This window comes from Streptomyces sp. NPDC085944 (assembly GCF_040686295.1).
Classification (GTDB): Bacteria; Actinomycetota; Actinomycetes; order Streptomycetales; family Streptomycetaceae; genus Streptomyces; species Streptomyces salinarius.
This window is the reverse complement of the sequence record NZ_JBFBJX010000009.1, coordinates 64,127-80,733: the sequence shown is the minus strand read 5'-3', so window position 1 is coordinate 80,733 and position 16,607 is coordinate 64,127. Positions and strand designations below refer to the sequence as shown.

Sequence of the window (16,607 nt, the reverse complement as noted above, 5' to 3'; positions counted from 1 at the left end):
TCATCCTCGGCCTGGCCGAAGACCGGCACCGCGACATCGTGAGGACAACGAAGCACGGCCTTGACTCCGCCCGCGCACGCGGCCGTGTGGGCGGCCGACGCCCTGTCGTGGACGACGACAAGCGGCGCGTGATCCTCGCCCGCCGCACCGAAGGCCAGTCAATCCGCCAAATCGCCGCCCCCGTCAAGGTGTCCGTCGGCGTCGTACACAAGGCCTCAACCTCGCCCCCGCAGCGACCACTTGATGTGCGTTTGGTAGGGATTCGACCCTAAAGTGAAACCTTGTTCGCCTTGCTGCTCTGCTGCCAGAACCGCAGCAATGAGGGGGCGGTTTCTTGTGGTTTGTGCACGTTAGGGGAGTGTCCGCCGCCCTCGATTCGGATGAATTGGGCGCCCAAGTTGTGCGCCATCGCCTCCACCCTGGTGGGCTCCCAAGTTTCATCTGGTGTACCTGACACCACGGCGATTGGCACCAGAGTTCGGGCCAGCGCTTGCGACGAATCTTGCTCACTCAGCATGTGCTCGGCAGCTGCTGCGAGTTGATTTGGGCTCGTTCGGAGCCAGCGTTTTTCCAGGAACAGTGACACGTTTTCGGGTACTGATACCTCGGTGTTCTTCACGTGGGGCCAGATATCAGCCATCGACATGGTTCCGATGACGGAAAGCAGAAGCCGTAGGCGCTCTTGTTGCCATGTAGAAACAGCTCCTGGGCCAAAGTTGATCAGAGTGAGTGAAGACCAGAGCCTCTTGTCACCGCCCGTGTTGATCACTGCGGCCCGAGCAGCGATTCCCCCGTAGGAGTGACCGACCAAGTGCACGGGGCCGTCATCCAACGCTTGAACGATGGCCACTAGATCCAGTGCGAGATCGTCGCGTGTGTACGAAGAGCTGGCAGATGCCTCGCCAGATTCGTACTGGCCGCGCCCGTCGATGGCGACGACGCGCATGCCGCCTGCGTTGAGGTGCGGAATCAAGGTCAAGAAGTCTTCCTTGCTCCCCATGAAGCCGGGCACGAGCAACGCGGTTCCGTGCTGCGTCGCCGGTGCAGGAACGTCGGCGTCGAGCGCCGCAAACGTCCCACGTGACGTGTCCAGCTGCACGGAACGTGCGCACTCAGGCAGATCAATGCTCAGAAGCTGACTCATGGTACGGCAGCCTAATCGCATCCGCGGGCCTCATTGGTGCCCGTCAGCTTCGCGGGGCAGGGGGGTCGGGTGTTGGACCAGACCGCTGCTCCGGGAGGCCGAGCTCTGGCTCGTCCCTGTGCCAGCCGCCGAGCCGGCCAACCCTCTTCCAGACCTTCGGCTGCCTATTTCGCATCTGCTGTCTCTTGGTCTCCCAAGTCAAGGCGTCGCGCTGATAGATCTGCTGGGACAGTGCATTGACTTCCTTCTCAAGCGTACGCAGGTGTTCCCCGATCCTTTGGATTCCGTCATTGCTATCCATTAGAAACAAGTAGGCGATGACAACTATCAAAATGATCGCCAGCAGAGTCCACAGGCCAATTCCGTTTCCGAACATTGCTGCGATGAATCCCGCCAGACCAGCGTATCCCGCGACCTGATTTCGAGCAGCAATTCTCTGGACCACCTCGGATCGCAGCGAATCGTACTCACGCATGCGCAGTTCGATCAGTTCGCGTACGTTGTCGTCCGTCGTTCGCTCCATGCCACCTCCACATCCGACATGATGATGCCCCTGCGAGGTGCCGCCAACCCCGGAGCGGGGTCTCGATGCGTCGCGTCGATCGAACTTCCTGCTGGAGCAGGCCAACAGCGCAGTCGATGCGGATCCGCCACGGCATCTGACCCGGCACGAGCGTGGTGCGGGCGCCGCCGTCGATGACGTCGATGGTCACCAGCGCCCTCCACATCGGTGCTGATGGACCAGCGTTCCTGGACCGAGGCGCACATCGAGACCCGCTCCAGTACAGTACTGGGCGCACCATCCGCGGTTCGGCTACGAGCCCCCTACGGAAAATTCCAACCCACGGCCTTTGGCCGCCATGCGGGCGTCGGTGTCGAACAGGTCGCGCTCGGCCGCGTGGAGGATGTGCTGGGTGATGAAGCTGCGACCGGCGACCTTCCACAGGCCCCGGCCCTTGGTGAGGGCGGAGACGGCCTGGGTCTCGACGCCGGTCAGGCCGAGGAGGGACGCGGCGGCGGCGAGTTGGTCGGGCTCCTGGCGGTAGATGATGCGGGTGGAGCAGTCGGCCAGCAGGCCCTCGGCCAGGACTCGGCCGCGCGACCCGGCGTCGCCCGCCGAGAGCAAATCGCTGAGCCGGTGGATCACCATCAGGTTCGCGATGCCCAGCCCTCGGGAGAGCTTCCACTGGCTCTGCATCCGCTCCAGCAGCCCGACGTGCCGCATCAGCCGCCACGCCTCGTCGTAGATCACCCAGCGCCGACCGCCATCGGGATCACTGAGGGCTGATTCCATCCAGGCGCTCGCGCACGTCATCGCGAGCACCAGTGCCGTGTCGTCACCGGAGCCGCCGAGACGGGAGAGGTCGATGGACAGCATCGGTGTGGTCGGGTCGAAGGACACGGTGCTCGGGGCGTCGAACATGCCGCTCAAGTCGCCGTGCACGAGACGTCGCAGGGCGTGGGCGAGGTCCTGGGCGGCTGAACCGAGGTGCCCCGCCTGGTGGCCGAGGGCCTGGTCGAGGCGTTCGGGGGAGCCAAGTACGTGGGCGATCTCGCCGAGCAGCGGCACCGTGCCCCGGGCGGCGGCGTCAGCGACGACCAGATCCAGGGCCAGGTCGAGGGCGGTGTGCTCCATCGGCAGCAGGTCGCGCTTGAGCACGGTGCGGGCGAGGCTGGCCAGCAGCAGCAGACGGCGCTTGCGAACCTCCGTGAACCAGTCCTCCTCACTCACGGAGGCGGGGCGGGCCGGGGCGTCCAGCGGGTTCAACCGGCCGGGGAGCCCCGGGCCCAGGGCGATGCTGTATCCGCCGAGGGCCTGCGAGACACCGGTCCACTCCCCCTTGGGATCGCAGGGGATGTAGATCCGGTAGCCGTGGGCGATCGACCGGGTGGCGATCGACTTCGCCAGCGCCGACTTGCCCATGCCGATGATCCCGGCCAGAACCGCGTTGGGGTTGGTGAAGCCCTCCACACGGCCGCTGTTGTAGAGGGAGAACGGGTCGAAGCAGAAGGCCGCCTCCGCGTGCACATCGCGGCCGATGAACACCCCTTCGGCGCCCAGGCCGCCCTCGGCCACGAACGGGTACGCGCCGCTGGCCGTGGCGGTGGTCATCCGGTGGGCGGGCAGGGCGAGTGTGCCGCCGCGGGCGGAGGCCGGACCAGGGCGACCGGCGAGCGGATAGGTGGGCCGCAGATCCGGGTCGAGGGTCTGCTCGGCGCGGTGCTTGGGCGGGTTTCCGGCGAGGCGTGCCTGGCGGCGGGCTTCGGTGAAACCGGCTCGGGCGGCCCGCTGCTCGGCGCGTGTCGTCTTACGGGGCACGAACAGAGGGGAGGCGCTGGCGAGGGTACGGGGCATGAGCGTTTCTCCAGGTGAGGGGTGGGTCAGCGGCGGAGGAGGCCGGTGAACGGGGCGTGCAGGTCGGCCGGGGTGGTGCGCCGCCGCACGAGATGCGCGGTGCGCTGGTGGCGCTGGCAGATGGTCAGTTCCGGCGCCCCCTCAGGACGGCCGACTTGGCACGCCGCCGGTTCGGGAATCTCGCCGGAGTCCGGCCGGGGCGCCGCGTGGTAAGCGGCGTGGAGGTGCTCGGCGGCCTGCCAGATGCGGGTGCGGGCGGTACGGAGCTGGTCACCCTCGACCGCGACGAGCTGCCCGGTGCGACCGGCGTGGGCGTCGAGCAGCCCGTACAGCGAGACGAGGTGGGCATGCAGGGCGTCCAGCTCGGCCCGGCTGGTGACCAGCGGGCCGCCCGGGATGTTGAGTGCCCGGTGGAAGTCGAGCGCGGCGGTGGCGAAGGGCACGAAGTCCTGCGCGGTCGGGCTGGCGGTGCGGGACATGAGGGTGGTCTTTCGAAGGGAAGGGTCAGGCAGCGAGCGCGAGCGGCAGGGCGGCGGCGGTGAACGCCTCGGCCTGCTGCCAGGTCAGCGGCCGGAGATCGAGCTGGGCGCCGACAGCGGCGGTCTCCACGACGGCGCAGGCGGTGCGCAGCTCGTCCTCGGTGTCGGCCGAGACGGTCAGCAGACCGGTCAGGGCGACGTCGGCGTGCCCGGCGATGAGCTGGCGTTCGCGGGACTTGATGTCCTGGTACTCGATCGAGTCCGCCTCGGAGTCGACCTGGCCGCGCCGGGCCCGTTCGGCGGCGTCGGCGATCACGCTGGACTTCTTGCGCTGCACGTCGCGCAGGGCGGCGTCGAGGTTCTTCGGCTCGTAGGAGAGCGACAGCGTGCGCCGGACGCCGCCGGTGAAGAGGAGCTGGTGCAGGAAGCCGGCGCTGGTTTCGGTGCGCGGCCAGTTCTCCACCCAGTAGGTGGCGTGCACGGCGGAGTCGGTGGCGATGTGGTCCGCCTTCTCGACGACCACGACGGGGCCGGCGGCGGCGGGCTCGGCCTCGGGGCGACCGGCCGTGGACCAGCGGTCGAGTGTCGCCAGCGCCTTCGGGTCGTAGGAGGTGCGCACCACGGCGGCGATCTCGCGGGCGGTGAGCCAGCCCGTCGGGGTGAGACCGGCGGTCCGCGCCGCCTGGTCGAACGTGGAGGTGAGCTGGGCGAGGACGCTGAAGGCACCGGTGAGACCGCCGCCGGCCTGGTTGATCAGCCGACGGGCCGTCTTGGTGTCCAGGGACACCGCGACGTACGCCTCGTGCGGGGCGGCTGCGGGACCGGCGCTCTGGATCAGCTCGTTGTAGATCGCGCCGGCCATCGGGGTGTCGGGGCGGCCGTGCTCTTCCCAGTAGCGGCGCAGCGCGTCGCCGGAGTCGGGGATGGTGCGCTCGATCACCTGGATGCGGGCGATCTGCCCGGTACGGGCGAGAGCTGCCAGCGCGCGTCCCCAGCCGCCGACGTTGGCCTGCTGGGTGCCAGGGTCGAGCAGGGCGTAGGCGCGGGAGGAGACCTTGACCACCGCGGTCAGAGTCCCGGTGTGCGGGTTGTGGACGGCGCCGTACTTGCCGTCGGGAGCAGTGGTGACGCGCAGGCTGGCAGCGGTGCCGGGAAGGTGGAGCAGTCCCTCGCGGGTCGGCCGGCGAGAGGGCCGGGTGAGCCAGACGAGCTGGCCTCGCATCCGGCGCAGCGCGTACCGGACGACGATCGGGGCCCAGTCCGCCAGAGCACGGCCTCGGTGGCGGACGAAGACGAGCAGAGCGATCACGGCCCACAGCGGGATGAGCTGGAGGGCGCCGACCACACCGCGGGCGAGGATCACGGCGAGAAGGAGAAGGCCGGTGAGCCCGGCGACGACCAACTGCGGGATGGACAGGCCGAGCAGGACGCCGCGCCTGCTGCGGTGCGGGAACTTCACGGTGGGCGTGGAGGACTGGTGCTTGCCGGACATGGTGGTTCCAGACGGTGAGAGCGGGCGGAGGACGGGGCGCGCGGCGCTCTTCTGGACGTCATGGCGAAACCTTCCTGCTGGTGGGAGGCGGGGGCGGGCCGTGGAGTGCGGGCCCGCCCCCGGGGATGTGGGTCAGGAACCCGACGGCGGCTGGGTGGGATACACCCAGTTCGTCGGCGTCACGGAGCCGGTGGCCGACGGACTGGACCCGGACGCCGGAGTGCCCGAGGCCGAAGGTCCGGGGTCGGCCGGCGGCATGGAGGTCATGTCGCCGCCCGGAGCCGATGCGGCTGCGAGGTGACCGGAGCCGCCCGCGACGCCTTGGGCAGCCGATTCGGACCCTTCCGGTTCGTCCTCACCAGGACGTGTGATCAGCGGCGGGATCCCGGGGCGCTGGATCAGAGCCCGGCCCTTGTCGCCGCTCGCGTCCGGGTCTTCGCCGTACCGGAAGCGGGTCTGCTGCTTGGGCGGCCCGGCGTCGATGCCCTCCTTGCTGAGGTTGCCGCCGGAGGGGTTGATGCCGGAGGCGACGCCATCGGTGCCCGCGCCCGGGACCTGGTTCGGACCCTGCGGAGCGGGGGCGCCGGTACCGGCCCGCAGCGCGAGGCTGCCTGCGGTCTTCGCGGCTCCTGCGGCGACCGCCATGCCGGCGACACCGGTGCGGTGCATGTCGTCGTGGCCGCCGCCGTCGCTGGCCCAGTGGACGAACTTGTACGTCGCGTAGGGGCAGAGCAACACCAGGACCATCACGACGATGCCGGCCATCGCGTCGGACAGGGCCGCCATTCCGTCGCTGGCGTCGGTCTTGCCCATGGCGGAGACGCCGATCAGGAAGACCACGGTCATCAAAAGCTTGGAGACGATCAGGGTGCCGGTGGCCTCGATCCAGCCGCGCCGCCACCGTTTGGCGACTTCCCAGCCGCCGCCCGCCCCGGCGAACACCGCGAGCGCGACCATGATCAGGACGCCGACCTTGCGGGCCACCATCACGCCCCAGTAGAGGAAGGCACCGATCGCGCACCCGAAGGCCACCAGCGCGGGCACACCCCAGCCGAGGCCGTACATGGCCCCCATCTGATCAACCTTGATCACACGACGGATCGCGTCGTCGATCGAGGTGTTGGCGGCTTTGAAGAGGCCGTCGGACAGTGCGTCCACCACGGTGATGGCGACGGTCGTGAAGGCGATGGCGGAGAAGCTGAAGAGGACTCCGGTCATGGTGCCGAACGCCGCCTTGGCGAGGGCACGTTCGTCTCGGCGCCAGGCCGCGGTCATGAGCTGGAGGCAGAAGATGCCGACGGTCAGGGCGAGGCCGATGGGCAGCAGCAGCTCGTAGTTGTCGCGGAACCATCCGGCGTTGAGGTCGATGGCCGTCGTCTTGTTGACGGCCTTGGCGGCAAGGTCGGCCGCGCTGGACGCCAGCTCGCCCGCCGACTTCGCGATCCACGCGCCGAGACCGTCGGTGACGGTGCCAGCGGGGTTGGTGGCGAAGTCGACAGCGCCGCACACCTTGTCCATCAGCGGGAAGTCGCAGACTCCCATGGGTCGTACCTCCGTTCTGGGGCGAGGGTCAGGGCGCGACGGACGGCATGACGCCGACCAGGGCGCAGGGGTGGTTGGGCCGGCACTGGACCGCGAGGGTGGTGGAGCGGCTCTCCGCGCCGCCGGCGGCCGAGCCCTTCCAGCGAATCGACTGCTTGCCGGAGACCGTGACGGCGTAGACGTACGCCTGGGTGATCGCCCCGGGATCGTCCTGGAGGGCCTGGGTGAAGGCGTTCGGGAAGTGCCCCTCGTTGATCTTGGCGGTGGCGACCTGTTTGTTGGCCGCCATTTCCTTCCACAGCACGGCCGAGGGGACCGCCTGGTCGACGGAGGCCGGGTCGGCGTACTTCGACTCCGTGGTCAGCCAGCCGCGCAGCGCCTTGCGCAGCTCGGGCTGCGAGTACGCGCGGGTGTCGTACGACCACAGCGCTGCGGCGGCGGCCTTCCCGTACGTGATCGGGTCGTGGGTTTTCGGCGGAACGGGCAGGGCGTGGGGCCGGGTGTGCGGCCCGGACGGTGCCGCGGGCGACGAGGATGCCGTGGGCGAACTCGGCGGTGGGGAAGCGGTATCGGAGGGGCTTCGGCCCTCGCGGGTGAGGTAGGCGGCCAGGCCGGCGAGGGCGACGAGCACCGCCAGGACTGCAGTGCCGAGCAGCGCCCGGCGGCGCACGCGAGATGCGCCGCCGGGGTGCGTGGAGTGCTGAGCCATCAGTGGACCTGCGTCCCGAGCGTCGAGAAGAACGCCACTACACCGTTGGCCGCACCGAGAAGAAGGGCCGCGCCCGCGCTGACCAGCACGCCCTTCTTCCCGTTCGCCTCGGCCTGGTGACCACCGGAGTGGTGACCCCAGGCCCACACGCCCGCACTGACGGCGAGGGCTCCGACCACGGCGATGAGTCCGAACAAGTTGATCGAGCCCATCACCTGCTTGAGGACGTTAAGGCCAGGGAGCCCGCCCTCGTTGGGCTTGATTCCGGGGTCGTAGGCGAGCTGTATGACCTGTTCAGCGAGATACACGGGAACTCCAGTTCGAATGAGCGCACGCCAAAGCCCGGAGGAGCGAACCAGCGGTGCGAGGGGAGGTGAGGAGGGGGAGGAGCGCCGGTCAGACGACTCGGCGGGCCGCGAGAATCCGCGATTTCCAGGACGCGACGGTGGTGATCCGTACGACGTCACCGGTGTGCGGGGCGTGGACGATCAGGCCCTGCCCGATCGCCATCCCGACGTGTTCCGGTACGGCGGCCGTCCCCTCGGTGAAGAGGAGGTCGCCCGGCTTGAGGGCATCGACCGAGACGGCCTTGCCGTCCTTGACCTGTGTGTACGTGGTCCGCGTCAGGGTGACCCCGGCGGCCTTGTACGCGCCCTGCATCAGGGAGGAGCAGTCGCAGCGGCCCATCGGGTTCTTGCCGTGGGAGTCGGTGCACGTGCCGCCCCACTGATACGGGGTGCCGAGCTGGCCGAGCGCCCACCGGATCGCCGTCTGTACCTTCGGCGGCGCGGAGGCGGGGATCTTGTACTCGTCCGGCAGGGCGCCCGCCGGGATGGTGCCGAAGTCCGTCCCGTCGCCGTCCGCCGAACAACCCCCCGCGGAATCGGGAGAGGGGCTGCCGGTGTCGGCAGAGCCGGACGGCGATGAGCTCGGCGATGCGCCGCTGGCCTTCTGCAGCAGGGGCTCGATGGCCTTCTGCAGGGCGGTGGCCAGCGGCTCCCATTTGGCGTACGCCTCCGGGAAGCCCGACTTCTGTACCGCCTGCGCGGCCTGGGTGACAGAGAGGGACTGCCAGCCGGAGACCTTCTTGAGCCCCTCGTAGAACTTCGTCGAGGCGTGCACCGGGTCGAGGATCTGGCTGGCCGTGCCCCAGCCCATCGACGACCGCTGCTGGAAGAGACCCAGCGAATCGCGGTCGCCGTAGGTCAGGTTCCGTAGGCCGCTCTCCTGCAGAGCGGTCGCCAGTGCGACGACCTGCCCTCGGGCGGGGATGTTCATCGCGACGCCCGTGGCCTGGATCGTCTTGGCGTTCGGGACCTGCTCGGCAGGCGCGTCCAGGCCCGGTACGGAGACCGAACCCTTGTCGCCGCCGTCCAGGATGGCCTTCACCTGCTTGGCGACGGCGGAGGCGTCCACACCCTGTGCACCGTCGGTCGAGCACGAGGCCGAGGCGGTCCCGGCACCGATGGCAAGGACCGGCAGTGCCAGCAGGAGTGGTCCGGTGGCGCACAGACCGACGAGGGCTCCCGTCGTCTTCTTCACGGACGCCGCCGTTCAGCACGACGGCGGTGCGGACCAGGCGACGGAGGTGGGTTGGAACGCGGGTGTTTCAGGGCATGCTGCATCGAAGCGGCTCCTTGGTGTTCGTAGGAGGCGCGGTGCCGACTTCTCGTGCAAAACCGTCGGCACCGCGCCGATGTGCGTCCGCCTTTCGGCCGGCCCGGGTCAGAGGAGTTGGTAGCTCCAGGACGCCGGTTTCAGGTCACGCGCGGCAGCCAGCCGCGCTCGTAATCTCAGGCAGTGCACAGGGGCCTCCTCACGGCGCTCGCGGGCAGATGGGCAACATGCCTCCGACGCCGCCCGATTGGACGAGACAGCACGGATAAGCACAGCTCAACGGGGGTGGAGCAGCGCTCCTTCCCGGTGGCACGGCGAGACAGTAGACCGGGATTCCGGCCGCGCCAAACGACTGCCATCCAGGGGCCCGAAGCAGGGGGCCACCTCGTTAGGCGCGGCCGGAATTCGCCGTTAACCTCCGCTGCAACCTCGCACCGGATGCACGCCGTTGAGCGCTGTCCGGAGCAGGTCCAGACTCCGCCGTGCCCGAAGAGAGGCCCTCCCCATGAGCTACACGCTGCACCGAGGCGACGCCCTGACCGTCCTGAAGTCCCTCCCGGACGAGAGCGTCCAGGCGGTGATCACCGATCCGCCCTACAACTCCGGGGGCCGCACCAGCTCGGACCGAACCGGCCGTACCGCACGTGCCAAGTACGTCACGAGCAACTCGGCGCACGACCTCGCCAACTTCCCGGGCGAGAACCGCGACCAGCGCTCCTACCGCTCCTGGCTCACCGAACTTCTCACCGAGGCGTACCGGGCCTCGACCGAGCACGCGGTCGCGATGGTCTTCACCGACTGGCGCCAGGAACCGACCACCTCCGACGCCCTGCAGATGGCGGGATGGACCTGGAGCGGCACGATTCCGTGGATCAAGCCGTCCAGCCGGCCCCGCAAGGGCGGGCCGAAGCAGGACTCGGAGTTCATCGTCTGGGGCGTCAAGGGCTCCCTCGACAGCACCCGCGACCTTTACCTGCCTGGGCACTACATCGCCTCCCAGCCCCGTAAGGGCCGGGTTCACATCACCCAGAAGCCGGTCGAGGTCATGCAGCAGCTCGTCCAGGTCTGCCCCGAGGGCGGCACCGTGCTCGACCCGTTCACCGGCAGCGGCTCCACCGGGGTCGCGGCCCTGCGCGAGGGACGCCGCTTCGTGGGCGTCGAGCTGTCCGCGCACTACGCCGACGTCGCCGAGGAGCGGCTGCGGGCCGAACTGACGAAGGACGACTTCGAGCTGGCCGGACCGGAGGCATGATCGTGAGAGCGAAGAGAGGCCAGGGCCGGCGGCCCACAGACGCCAAAGGGGCGGCTGGAGCATCGACTAACCGATGCACCAGCCGCCCCTCCAGTTACGTCAGGCCGCCTCAAACGCCCGCCGGATCAGCGGCGCCGCCTTCTCCAAGTCGGCTGCTGAGACGACGCGGACCTCCAGGTCGCCGGTCCCGAGGTGTCCGATACCGCGCATGTCCCGGGTGAAGCCCTCCTCCAACTCGACCGTGTCCGGGTCGAGTCTGAGGTACACCAGGATCGCCTCGTGCTTCGGACGGAAGATCACCGACGCCACGTTCACCAACCGCCGGTAGGCGATGTAGTGCCGCAGCGGCGCCACCTCCACCTCCCCCCATGCCGTGAGCGCCTCGTCTAGCTCCGCGTACAAGTCCCGCAGACACTCCGGAACCGTCCCGACGCTGGCCGGCGAAGAAGCCGCCGGAGCAGCCGGTACGCCGTCGACCGCCGATACCCGCTCCCGGCCTCGGCGAGTCGAGGCAGCACTCGGGAAGCCGGTCACGGAATCCACGAGCAACAGCCCCAGAAGGCCGCCGTCGAAGATCCGGTAGCGCACCAGGTCGATCCGCTCGGGCAGCCTCTGCACGGCCACCCGGTCGTGGTGCGAGAAGCCAGCCGCGATGCAGATCATCCGCGGACGACGCCAGTCGACGGACTCAGCGGCCTCCGCCCCCAGCACCTTCCGCACGAGCGCCTCGAACTCGTGGTGCGCCGACTCAAGCCAGGCCAGGTACGACACCGCCTGCGACATCACGCCGCTGTCCGAGCCCTTCTTGAACTCGATATTACCGACCGCAGGAGCCCGGATACCGGCTCTGAACTGCGACGATTCAAAGACTACATGTCCGTGACGCTGAGTGCACCGGTCGGTGTCGTTCAGTGGGTCGGGCACTAAAAAATTCTGAATTTGAGCAGGCGGGCTCCATGGTCGCCGTAGCCTGCGGGTCGGACGTTCGTGGTCAGCGGGGCCGTGGGGCGAGTTCGAGGGCGGTGAGCCAGCGGTCGAGTGCGTCAACGGCGTCCTCGTCGACCGCACCGCTGATCCATGCCTGCGCCCGTTCCCAGGCGGGCTGGGCGTCCGCCAGTGCCTGGTGGCCGGTGTCGGTCACGACGACACGGGTCGTTCGCCCGGTCGCCGAGGTCTCCGCGGCGCGGATGTAACCGAGTTGGGCGAGCAGGTCGAGGTTCCGGCTGATCGTGGAGCGTTCGATGCCGAGCCAGCCGGCGATCTCCGACGGGCGGACGGGCTCGCCTGAGGCGGCCATCTCGGAGAGCACTTCGACCTGCGGCAGGGTGAGTCCCGACTCCCGCAACTCCGCCTCGAAGCGCCGCGAGACGAGGCGGTGCAGCCGCGCGATGCGCCTGCCCAGACACCGGTCCGCCATCCACAGGGCTTGCCGCTTCGCTTCTTCCGACCCTTGGTGTTGCATATGCACCTCCTCGTGTACTGTAGCCGACGCAGCCAATGTTGTAGGTACACCACATGGAGGAATCGTGTCGGACTTCAACGAGTTCTTGAAGCGCAACCAGGTTTTCGCGGCGAACGTCGACCTCGCCCGGTTGGCGATGCCGGAATCGATGCCGGAGCGCCTGCCGCTGGTACTGGTCTGCGCCGATCCGCGGGTCGAGCCCGCGGGCTTCCTCGGGATCGGAACCGGGGAAGCGGGAGTACTGCGGAACACGGGCGGACGGGTGGACGGCCGGGTGATCGAGGACATCGCGTATCTGGCGGTGCGGCTCGGGGTCAGGATGGACGTCGCGATCGTGCATCACACGCAGTGTGGCACTGGCCTGCTCGCCGACCCGGCGTTCCGCCGCTCTTTCGCAGAGCGCACCGGCGGCGACGACGCCGTGCTCGCCGAGCGCGCGGTCACGGACCCGGTCGCGACCGTGCGGCGCGACGTCGTAAAGCTCCTCGCCGACCCGCTGATGACCGGCGAGGTCCTCGCGTCTGTGTCGGGATACGTGCTGCGGCTGGAGACCGGGCTCGTCGAGACCGTCGTCGAACACGTCGTCGAGACCGCCGCCGAACCCGTTGCGCCGGCCGGCAGGTAGCCGAGCGGGGGGGGCGAGCGCCGACGGGTCAGTCGAGGATCGTCGCCGCCTGCCAGGCGCCTGGTCGCAGGCCCGTCGCGTTCAGGAAGAAGAGCGAGAAGTTCGACGAGTCCGGGAACCCGAGTTCGCTCGCACATCGCGCCGCGGTGACGCGTTCGTGGGCCAGCAGGCGCTTCGCCTCCAGCACGATCCGTTCCACGATGTACGCCTTCGCGGTACGCCCGGTGACCTGCTGCACTGCCCGGGTCAGGGTGCGCGGGGCGAACCCGAGCGCAGCCGCGTAGTAACCGGCGTCGTGGTGGGTCCGGAAATGCGCCTCGACGCTGGAGCGGAACAGCTGGAACGTCGGGTTCGCCGAGCGTGCCTCGGAATGCGGGAGCTCGACGCGGGTGATCAGTGCGGACAGCAGGATCGCGGGCAGCTCCGTCGACGGATCCTCGGCCAGGGCGGCCGCCTCGAGCACAAGATGCCTGCGTGCCGCGTCAGCGAACGGCCAGACCTCGGCGGGCACCGGCCACCGGGCGACGAGATCGGGAGAGGCGACCAGCTCGCGCGTGCGGTGCGTTACCGGCGCGGTCGGGACGAAGAGCACCAGGTGTCCCGCGACGCGGGTGATGTCGTCCCAGCGGTGCACTGCGCCGGGCGGGATCCACACCGCGGTCCGCGCCGAGAGCGGGTGGGAGACGAAGTCGACCGTGACCTCGCCGTCCCCTTCGTCGACGAGAGCGAGGACGTGGAAGTCGGCTCGTTGTGTGCCGCCGTCGTTGATGTCCCGGAGCCGCTGGAACGTCATCACCTCGACTGACGAGGCCCCGCGCTCGGCGGGCTGATAGGTCATGTGCCGGATCGTTGCCACGAGTCCAGTTTTCACCATCGGCCGTCCAGTCGTGCCGATGTCTCGTTCTGCGCCCGGCGGTCCAATGGAACCAAGGCAAAACCACCCACAAAGCGAGACCGAAGGATCCCCGAATGACGAGCACACAGCACCTCTCCCTGCCCGCATACGACCATCGCAGGGGCACGGGTCCGACCCTGGTCTTCCTGCACTACTGGGGCGGGTCCGCCCGCACCTGGGACCTGGTCGTGGACCGTCTGCCGGGCCGCGACACGCTCACGGTCGACTTCCGCGGGTGGAGTCGTTCGAACACGCTTCCCGGGCCCTACACGCTCCGCCAGCTCGCCGATGACACCCTCGCCGTCCTCGCCGACGCCGGAATCGACGACTACGTCCTCGTCGGGCACTCCATGGGCGGCAAGGTGGCGCAACTCGTCGCCGCGACGCGACCCGCCGGTCTGCGGGGGGTGATCCTCGTCGGATCCGGACCGGCCAGGCCGGCCGCGGAGATCACCGCCGAGTACCGCGAGTTCCTCTCCCATGCCTACGACACCGAGGAGTCCGTCGCCGGCGCGAGGGACACCGTCCTGACCGCCACCGACCTTCCGGCACGGGTAAAGGCACAGATCGGCGCGGACTCCCGGGCCGGCGCCGAGGCGGCGCGCACGGAATGGCCGCTGCGCGGCATCGCCGAGGACATCACCGAACACGCCCGCATGATCAGCGTCCCGGCCCTCGTCATCGCCGGCGAAAACGACCGTGTCGAACCTGCCGACGTGCTGCGCCGCAACCTCCTCCCCTACCTCTCCGGAGCGGAGTTCGCGGTGATTGCGAACACCGGGCACCTCATCCCGCTCGAAGCCCCCGACGAACTCGTCGACGCGATCACCGCGTTCGCACCGGCGGCCTGACCGGCGATCTGCCCCAGATCTTCCTCAAAACGGCTCCGCACCATAGAAGTTGCCCATCGGGCAGCCGTCACCGTTCCATCCGACGCGAAAGGCACGACCATGACCGACATGACCAAGACCGCTGCCAAACCCACCATCGTCCTCGTCCACGGCGCGTTCGCGGACGCGTCCGGCTACAGCGGACTGATCTCCGGCCTCGAAGCCGACGGCTTCACCGTCGTCGCCCCGCCCAACCCGCTGCGCGGTCTCGCGTCCGACGCGGCGTCCATCAGAACCCGCGTCGCGGCCATCGACGGCCCCGTCGTGCTCGTCGGCCACTCCTACGCCGGCGCCGTCATCAGCCACGCCGCCGACGGCCTCGACAACGTGATCGGGCTGGTCTACCTGGCCGCTTTCGGCCTCGATGTCGGCGAGAGCTGCCTCAGCGCACAGGACGGGTACGCGCCGTCGCTGCTCGCCACGGAGAACGCGCCGACCCCGTACGACGCTCCCGGCGCCCCGGGCGGCCCCGATCTCTACATCAACCCCGGCCGGTTCCGCGAGGTGTTCTGCGGCGACTCCTCCAACGAGCTGGCCCGCGCGATGCACGCGACGCAGCGGCCGCTGTCCGCCTTCGCGTTCACCGAGGCCGCCACCGTCCGCGGATGGGACCGCAAGCCGACCTGGTACCTCGTCTCCAATGACGACAACTCCATCCCGCCGCAGCTGCAGCGGGACATGGCCGACCGGATGCACGCGCACACCGAGGACATCGACGCCTCCCACACGGCCTTCGTCGCACATCCCAAGCGCGTCGCCGACTTCGTCGAGCGCGCCGCCAAGGACTTCGCAGAGCGCGTCTGACCCGCCGGGGGGCCGGGCGCCCCCACCCTCACCTCCGGCGAACCGCACCACTCCACCAGCCGCACAGGTGGCGACCGCACATCCCCGGCAGGGCGATCCGCCGCCGCTCCACGTGCCGTGCGCAGCACCTCCAAGGCCCGGCACGCCTCAGCGCGTCGCCGAGACACCGAACCGATCGAGGCGCCGCACCAATCGGTCCCGCACCGGGCCAACCGGACGAAAGACACACATCATGACCACAGATGCAGGCTTGTCCGTCTTCGAGCAGCTCGACCTGCCCGACACGAGCCTCACCCGGGACACCTACGCCTATGTGGACCGGATCTCGCCCGCATTCGTTCTCCACCACAGCGTTCGCAGCTATGTCTTCGCTCGCGCTCATGCTCACAACCAGGGTCTGCGCGCCGGCAGCGACTACGACGACGAGTTGCTGTTCCTCAGCTGTGTTCTGCACGACATCGGCCTGACCGAGGAGGGCAACGGCGACCAGCGCTTCGAAGTCGACGGCGCTGACACCGCCGCAGCATTCCTGCGCGAGCACGGCGTCGAGGAACGGCGTATCGCCATCGCCTGGGACGCCATCGCCCTGCACACCTCGGACGGCATCGCCGAACGGAAAGGCACGGAGGTCGCGCTGGCCCAGGCCGGAATCGGCACCGACATCCTCGGAGTCCAGCGCGAGAGCCTGCCATCCGGCCTCGCCGACGATGTGCACGTCCTGCTCCCGCGCCTGGACCTGGCCTACGCGCTCAGCGACGCCATCCTCACCCAGGCCAAGGCCAAGCCTCACAAGGCGTCTCCGATCACCTTCCCGGGCGAGCTGCTGCGCCGTCATCTGCCCCACGGCGCCTATCCCTCCTGGTACGACCTACTGGCCTCGGCCGGCTGGGGCGACAAGCCGGTCGGTCTCACCGCCCGGCGCCGCGCTGAGACGCCTCAGCAGGTGGGGACCCTGTTCATGGAGTACCTGGAGGCCGGGGACGTCGAGGGTCTGGTGTCACTCTACGAGCCGAACGCCCACTTCGTCCCTGCCCCCGGGACTCACTTGACGGGCACCGACGCCATCCGCACGGCCATGCAGCAGATGGTCGACAGCGGCTCCCGCCTCAACCTCGAACTGCGAGACATCCGACAGGTTGACGACGTCGCCCTGGTGTCGAACAACGCCATACTCACCGGAGCCGGACCGGAGCCGGTGATCTCCACCACCACCGAGATCCTCCGACGACAGCCGGACGGCGGCTGGGCCCACGTCGTGGACGACCCGTTCTTCAGCTGACCACATCGGGGGGCTGCGCCCGGGCGCGCAGGCCCCCTGGCCGCAGCGCTGAGCGGTTTCG

The 16,607-nt window shown here is 69.2% G+C and carries 17 protein-coding genes; 5 read left to right on the top strand and 12 right to left on the bottom strand.

The window, feature by feature from the left end; translation table 11 throughout:
- Window positions 1-268: 268 nt before the first annotated feature.
- The 9 genes from AB0P07_RS19380 to AB0P07_RS19340 all read right to left on the bottom strand — a co-directional run bounded on the left by AB0P07_RS19380 (window position 269) and on the right by AB0P07_RS19340 (window position 9,264).
- On the bottom strand, window positions 269-1,144 hold the full coding sequence (locus AB0P07_RS19380) for an alpha/beta hydrolase (protein ID WP_365552139.1): 876 nt from the start codon (window positions 1,142-1,144) through the stop codon (window positions 269-271).
- Between the two features lie 43 nt (window positions 1,145-1,187).
- Complete coding sequence (locus AB0P07_RS19375) at window positions 1,188-1,667, bottom strand: hypothetical protein (RefSeq protein ID WP_350889792.1); 480 nt, start codon at window positions 1,665-1,667, stop codon at window positions 1,188-1,190.
- 291 nt (window positions 1,668-1,958) lie between these two features.
- Window positions 1,959-3,500 carry an ATP-binding protein gene (locus AB0P07_RS19370; RefSeq protein WP_365552137.1) on the bottom strand — a complete coding sequence of 514 codons (1,542 nt, stop codon included), beginning with the start codon at window positions 3,498-3,500 and terminating at the stop codon, window positions 1,959-1,961.
- 26 nt (window positions 3,501-3,526) lie between these two features.
- Window positions 3,527-3,979 (bottom strand): DUF6238 family protein, encoded by a 453-nt coding sequence (locus tag AB0P07_RS19365; protein WP_350889796.1) that lies wholly within the window; start codon window positions 3,977-3,979, stop codon window positions 3,527-3,529.
- A gap of 25 nt (window positions 3,980-4,004) precedes the next feature.
- Entirely contained in the window at window positions 4,005-5,471 is a 1,467-nt protein-coding gene (locus tag AB0P07_RS19360) for an SCO6880 family protein (protein WP_365552136.1), read from the bottom strand.
- A 132-nt stretch (window positions 5,472-5,603) separates the two neighbouring features.
- Window positions 5,604-7,013 (bottom strand): ATP-binding protein, encoded by a 1,410-nt coding sequence (locus AB0P07_RS19355; protein WP_365552134.1) that lies wholly within the window; start codon window positions 7,011-7,013, stop codon window positions 5,604-5,606.
- A 28-nt stretch (window positions 7,014-7,041) separates the two neighbouring features.
- Entirely contained in the window at window positions 7,042-7,722 is a 681-nt protein-coding gene (locus AB0P07_RS19350) for a hypothetical protein (RefSeq protein ID WP_365552132.1), read from the bottom strand.
- Complete coding sequence (locus AB0P07_RS19345; RefSeq protein ID WP_011029048.1) at window positions 7,722-8,030, bottom strand: DUF6112 family protein; 309 nt, start codon at window positions 8,028-8,030, stop codon at window positions 7,722-7,724. Before AB0P07_RS19345 ends, AB0P07_RS19350 begins: the two co-directional genes overlap by 1 nt.
- Window positions 8,031-8,118: 88 nt before the next feature.
- Entirely contained in the window at window positions 8,119-9,264 is a 1,146-nt protein-coding gene (locus tag AB0P07_RS19340; RefSeq protein WP_365552129.1) for a C40 family peptidase, read from the bottom strand.
- Window positions 9,265-9,844: 580 nt separating this feature from the next.
- Between AB0P07_RS19340 and AB0P07_RS19335 the strand changes: the two genes are divergently transcribed.
- Window positions 9,845-10,591 (top strand): site-specific DNA-methyltransferase, encoded by a 747-nt coding sequence (locus AB0P07_RS19335; protein WP_350889807.1) that lies wholly within the window; start codon window positions 9,845-9,847, stop codon window positions 10,589-10,591.
- A 99-nt stretch (window positions 10,592-10,690) separates the two neighbouring features.
- On the opposite strand, the gene AB0P07_RS19330 is transcribed toward AB0P07_RS19335, so the two are convergent.
- Together AB0P07_RS19330 and AB0P07_RS19325 are read right to left on the bottom strand one after the other, a co-directional pair.
- Window positions 10,691-11,431 carry a DUF5655 domain-containing protein gene (locus AB0P07_RS19330; protein ID WP_365552471.1) on the bottom strand — a complete coding sequence of 247 codons (741 nt, stop codon included), beginning with the start codon at window positions 11,429-11,431 and terminating at the stop codon, window positions 10,691-10,693.
- Window positions 11,432-11,582: 151 nt separating this feature from the next.
- Window positions 11,583-12,053, bottom strand: coding sequence for a MarR family winged helix-turn-helix transcriptional regulator (locus AB0P07_RS19325; protein ID WP_365552127.1), 471 nt, complete (start codon window positions 12,051-12,053; stop codon window positions 11,583-11,585).
- Between the two features lie 64 nt (window positions 12,054-12,117).
- On the opposite strand from AB0P07_RS19325, the gene AB0P07_RS19320 reads away from it, so the two are divergent.
- Complete coding sequence (locus tag AB0P07_RS19320; RefSeq protein ID WP_365552125.1) at window positions 12,118-12,678, top strand: carbonic anhydrase; 561 nt, start codon at window positions 12,118-12,120, stop codon at window positions 12,676-12,678.
- Window positions 12,679-12,706: 28 nt separating this feature from the next.
- Here AB0P07_RS19320 and AB0P07_RS19315 read toward each other — a convergent pair whose 3' ends face one another.
- On the bottom strand, window positions 12,707-13,516 hold the full coding sequence (locus tag AB0P07_RS19315) for a helix-turn-helix transcriptional regulator (protein ID WP_365552124.1): 810 nt from the start codon (window positions 13,514-13,516) through the stop codon (window positions 12,707-12,709).
- 131 nt (window positions 13,517-13,647) lie between these two features.
- On the opposite strand from AB0P07_RS19315, the gene AB0P07_RS19310 reads away from it, so the two are divergent.
- From AB0P07_RS19310 to AB0P07_RS19300, 3 genes are all read left to right on the top strand, one after another.
- Complete coding sequence (locus AB0P07_RS19310) at window positions 13,648-14,424, top strand: alpha/beta hydrolase (RefSeq protein WP_365552122.1); 777 nt, start codon at window positions 13,648-13,650, stop codon at window positions 14,422-14,424.
- Between the two features lie 108 nt (window positions 14,425-14,532).
- Window positions 14,533-15,267 carry an alpha/beta hydrolase gene (locus AB0P07_RS19305; protein WP_365552121.1) on the top strand — a complete coding sequence of 245 codons (735 nt, stop codon included), beginning with the start codon at window positions 14,533-14,535 and terminating at the stop codon, window positions 15,265-15,267.
- Between the two features lie 232 nt (window positions 15,268-15,499).
- Complete coding sequence (locus AB0P07_RS19300; protein WP_365552119.1) at window positions 15,500-16,546, top strand: nuclear transport factor 2 family protein; 1,047 nt, start codon at window positions 15,500-15,502, stop codon at window positions 16,544-16,546.
- Window positions 16,547-16,607: the final 61 nt, after the last annotated feature.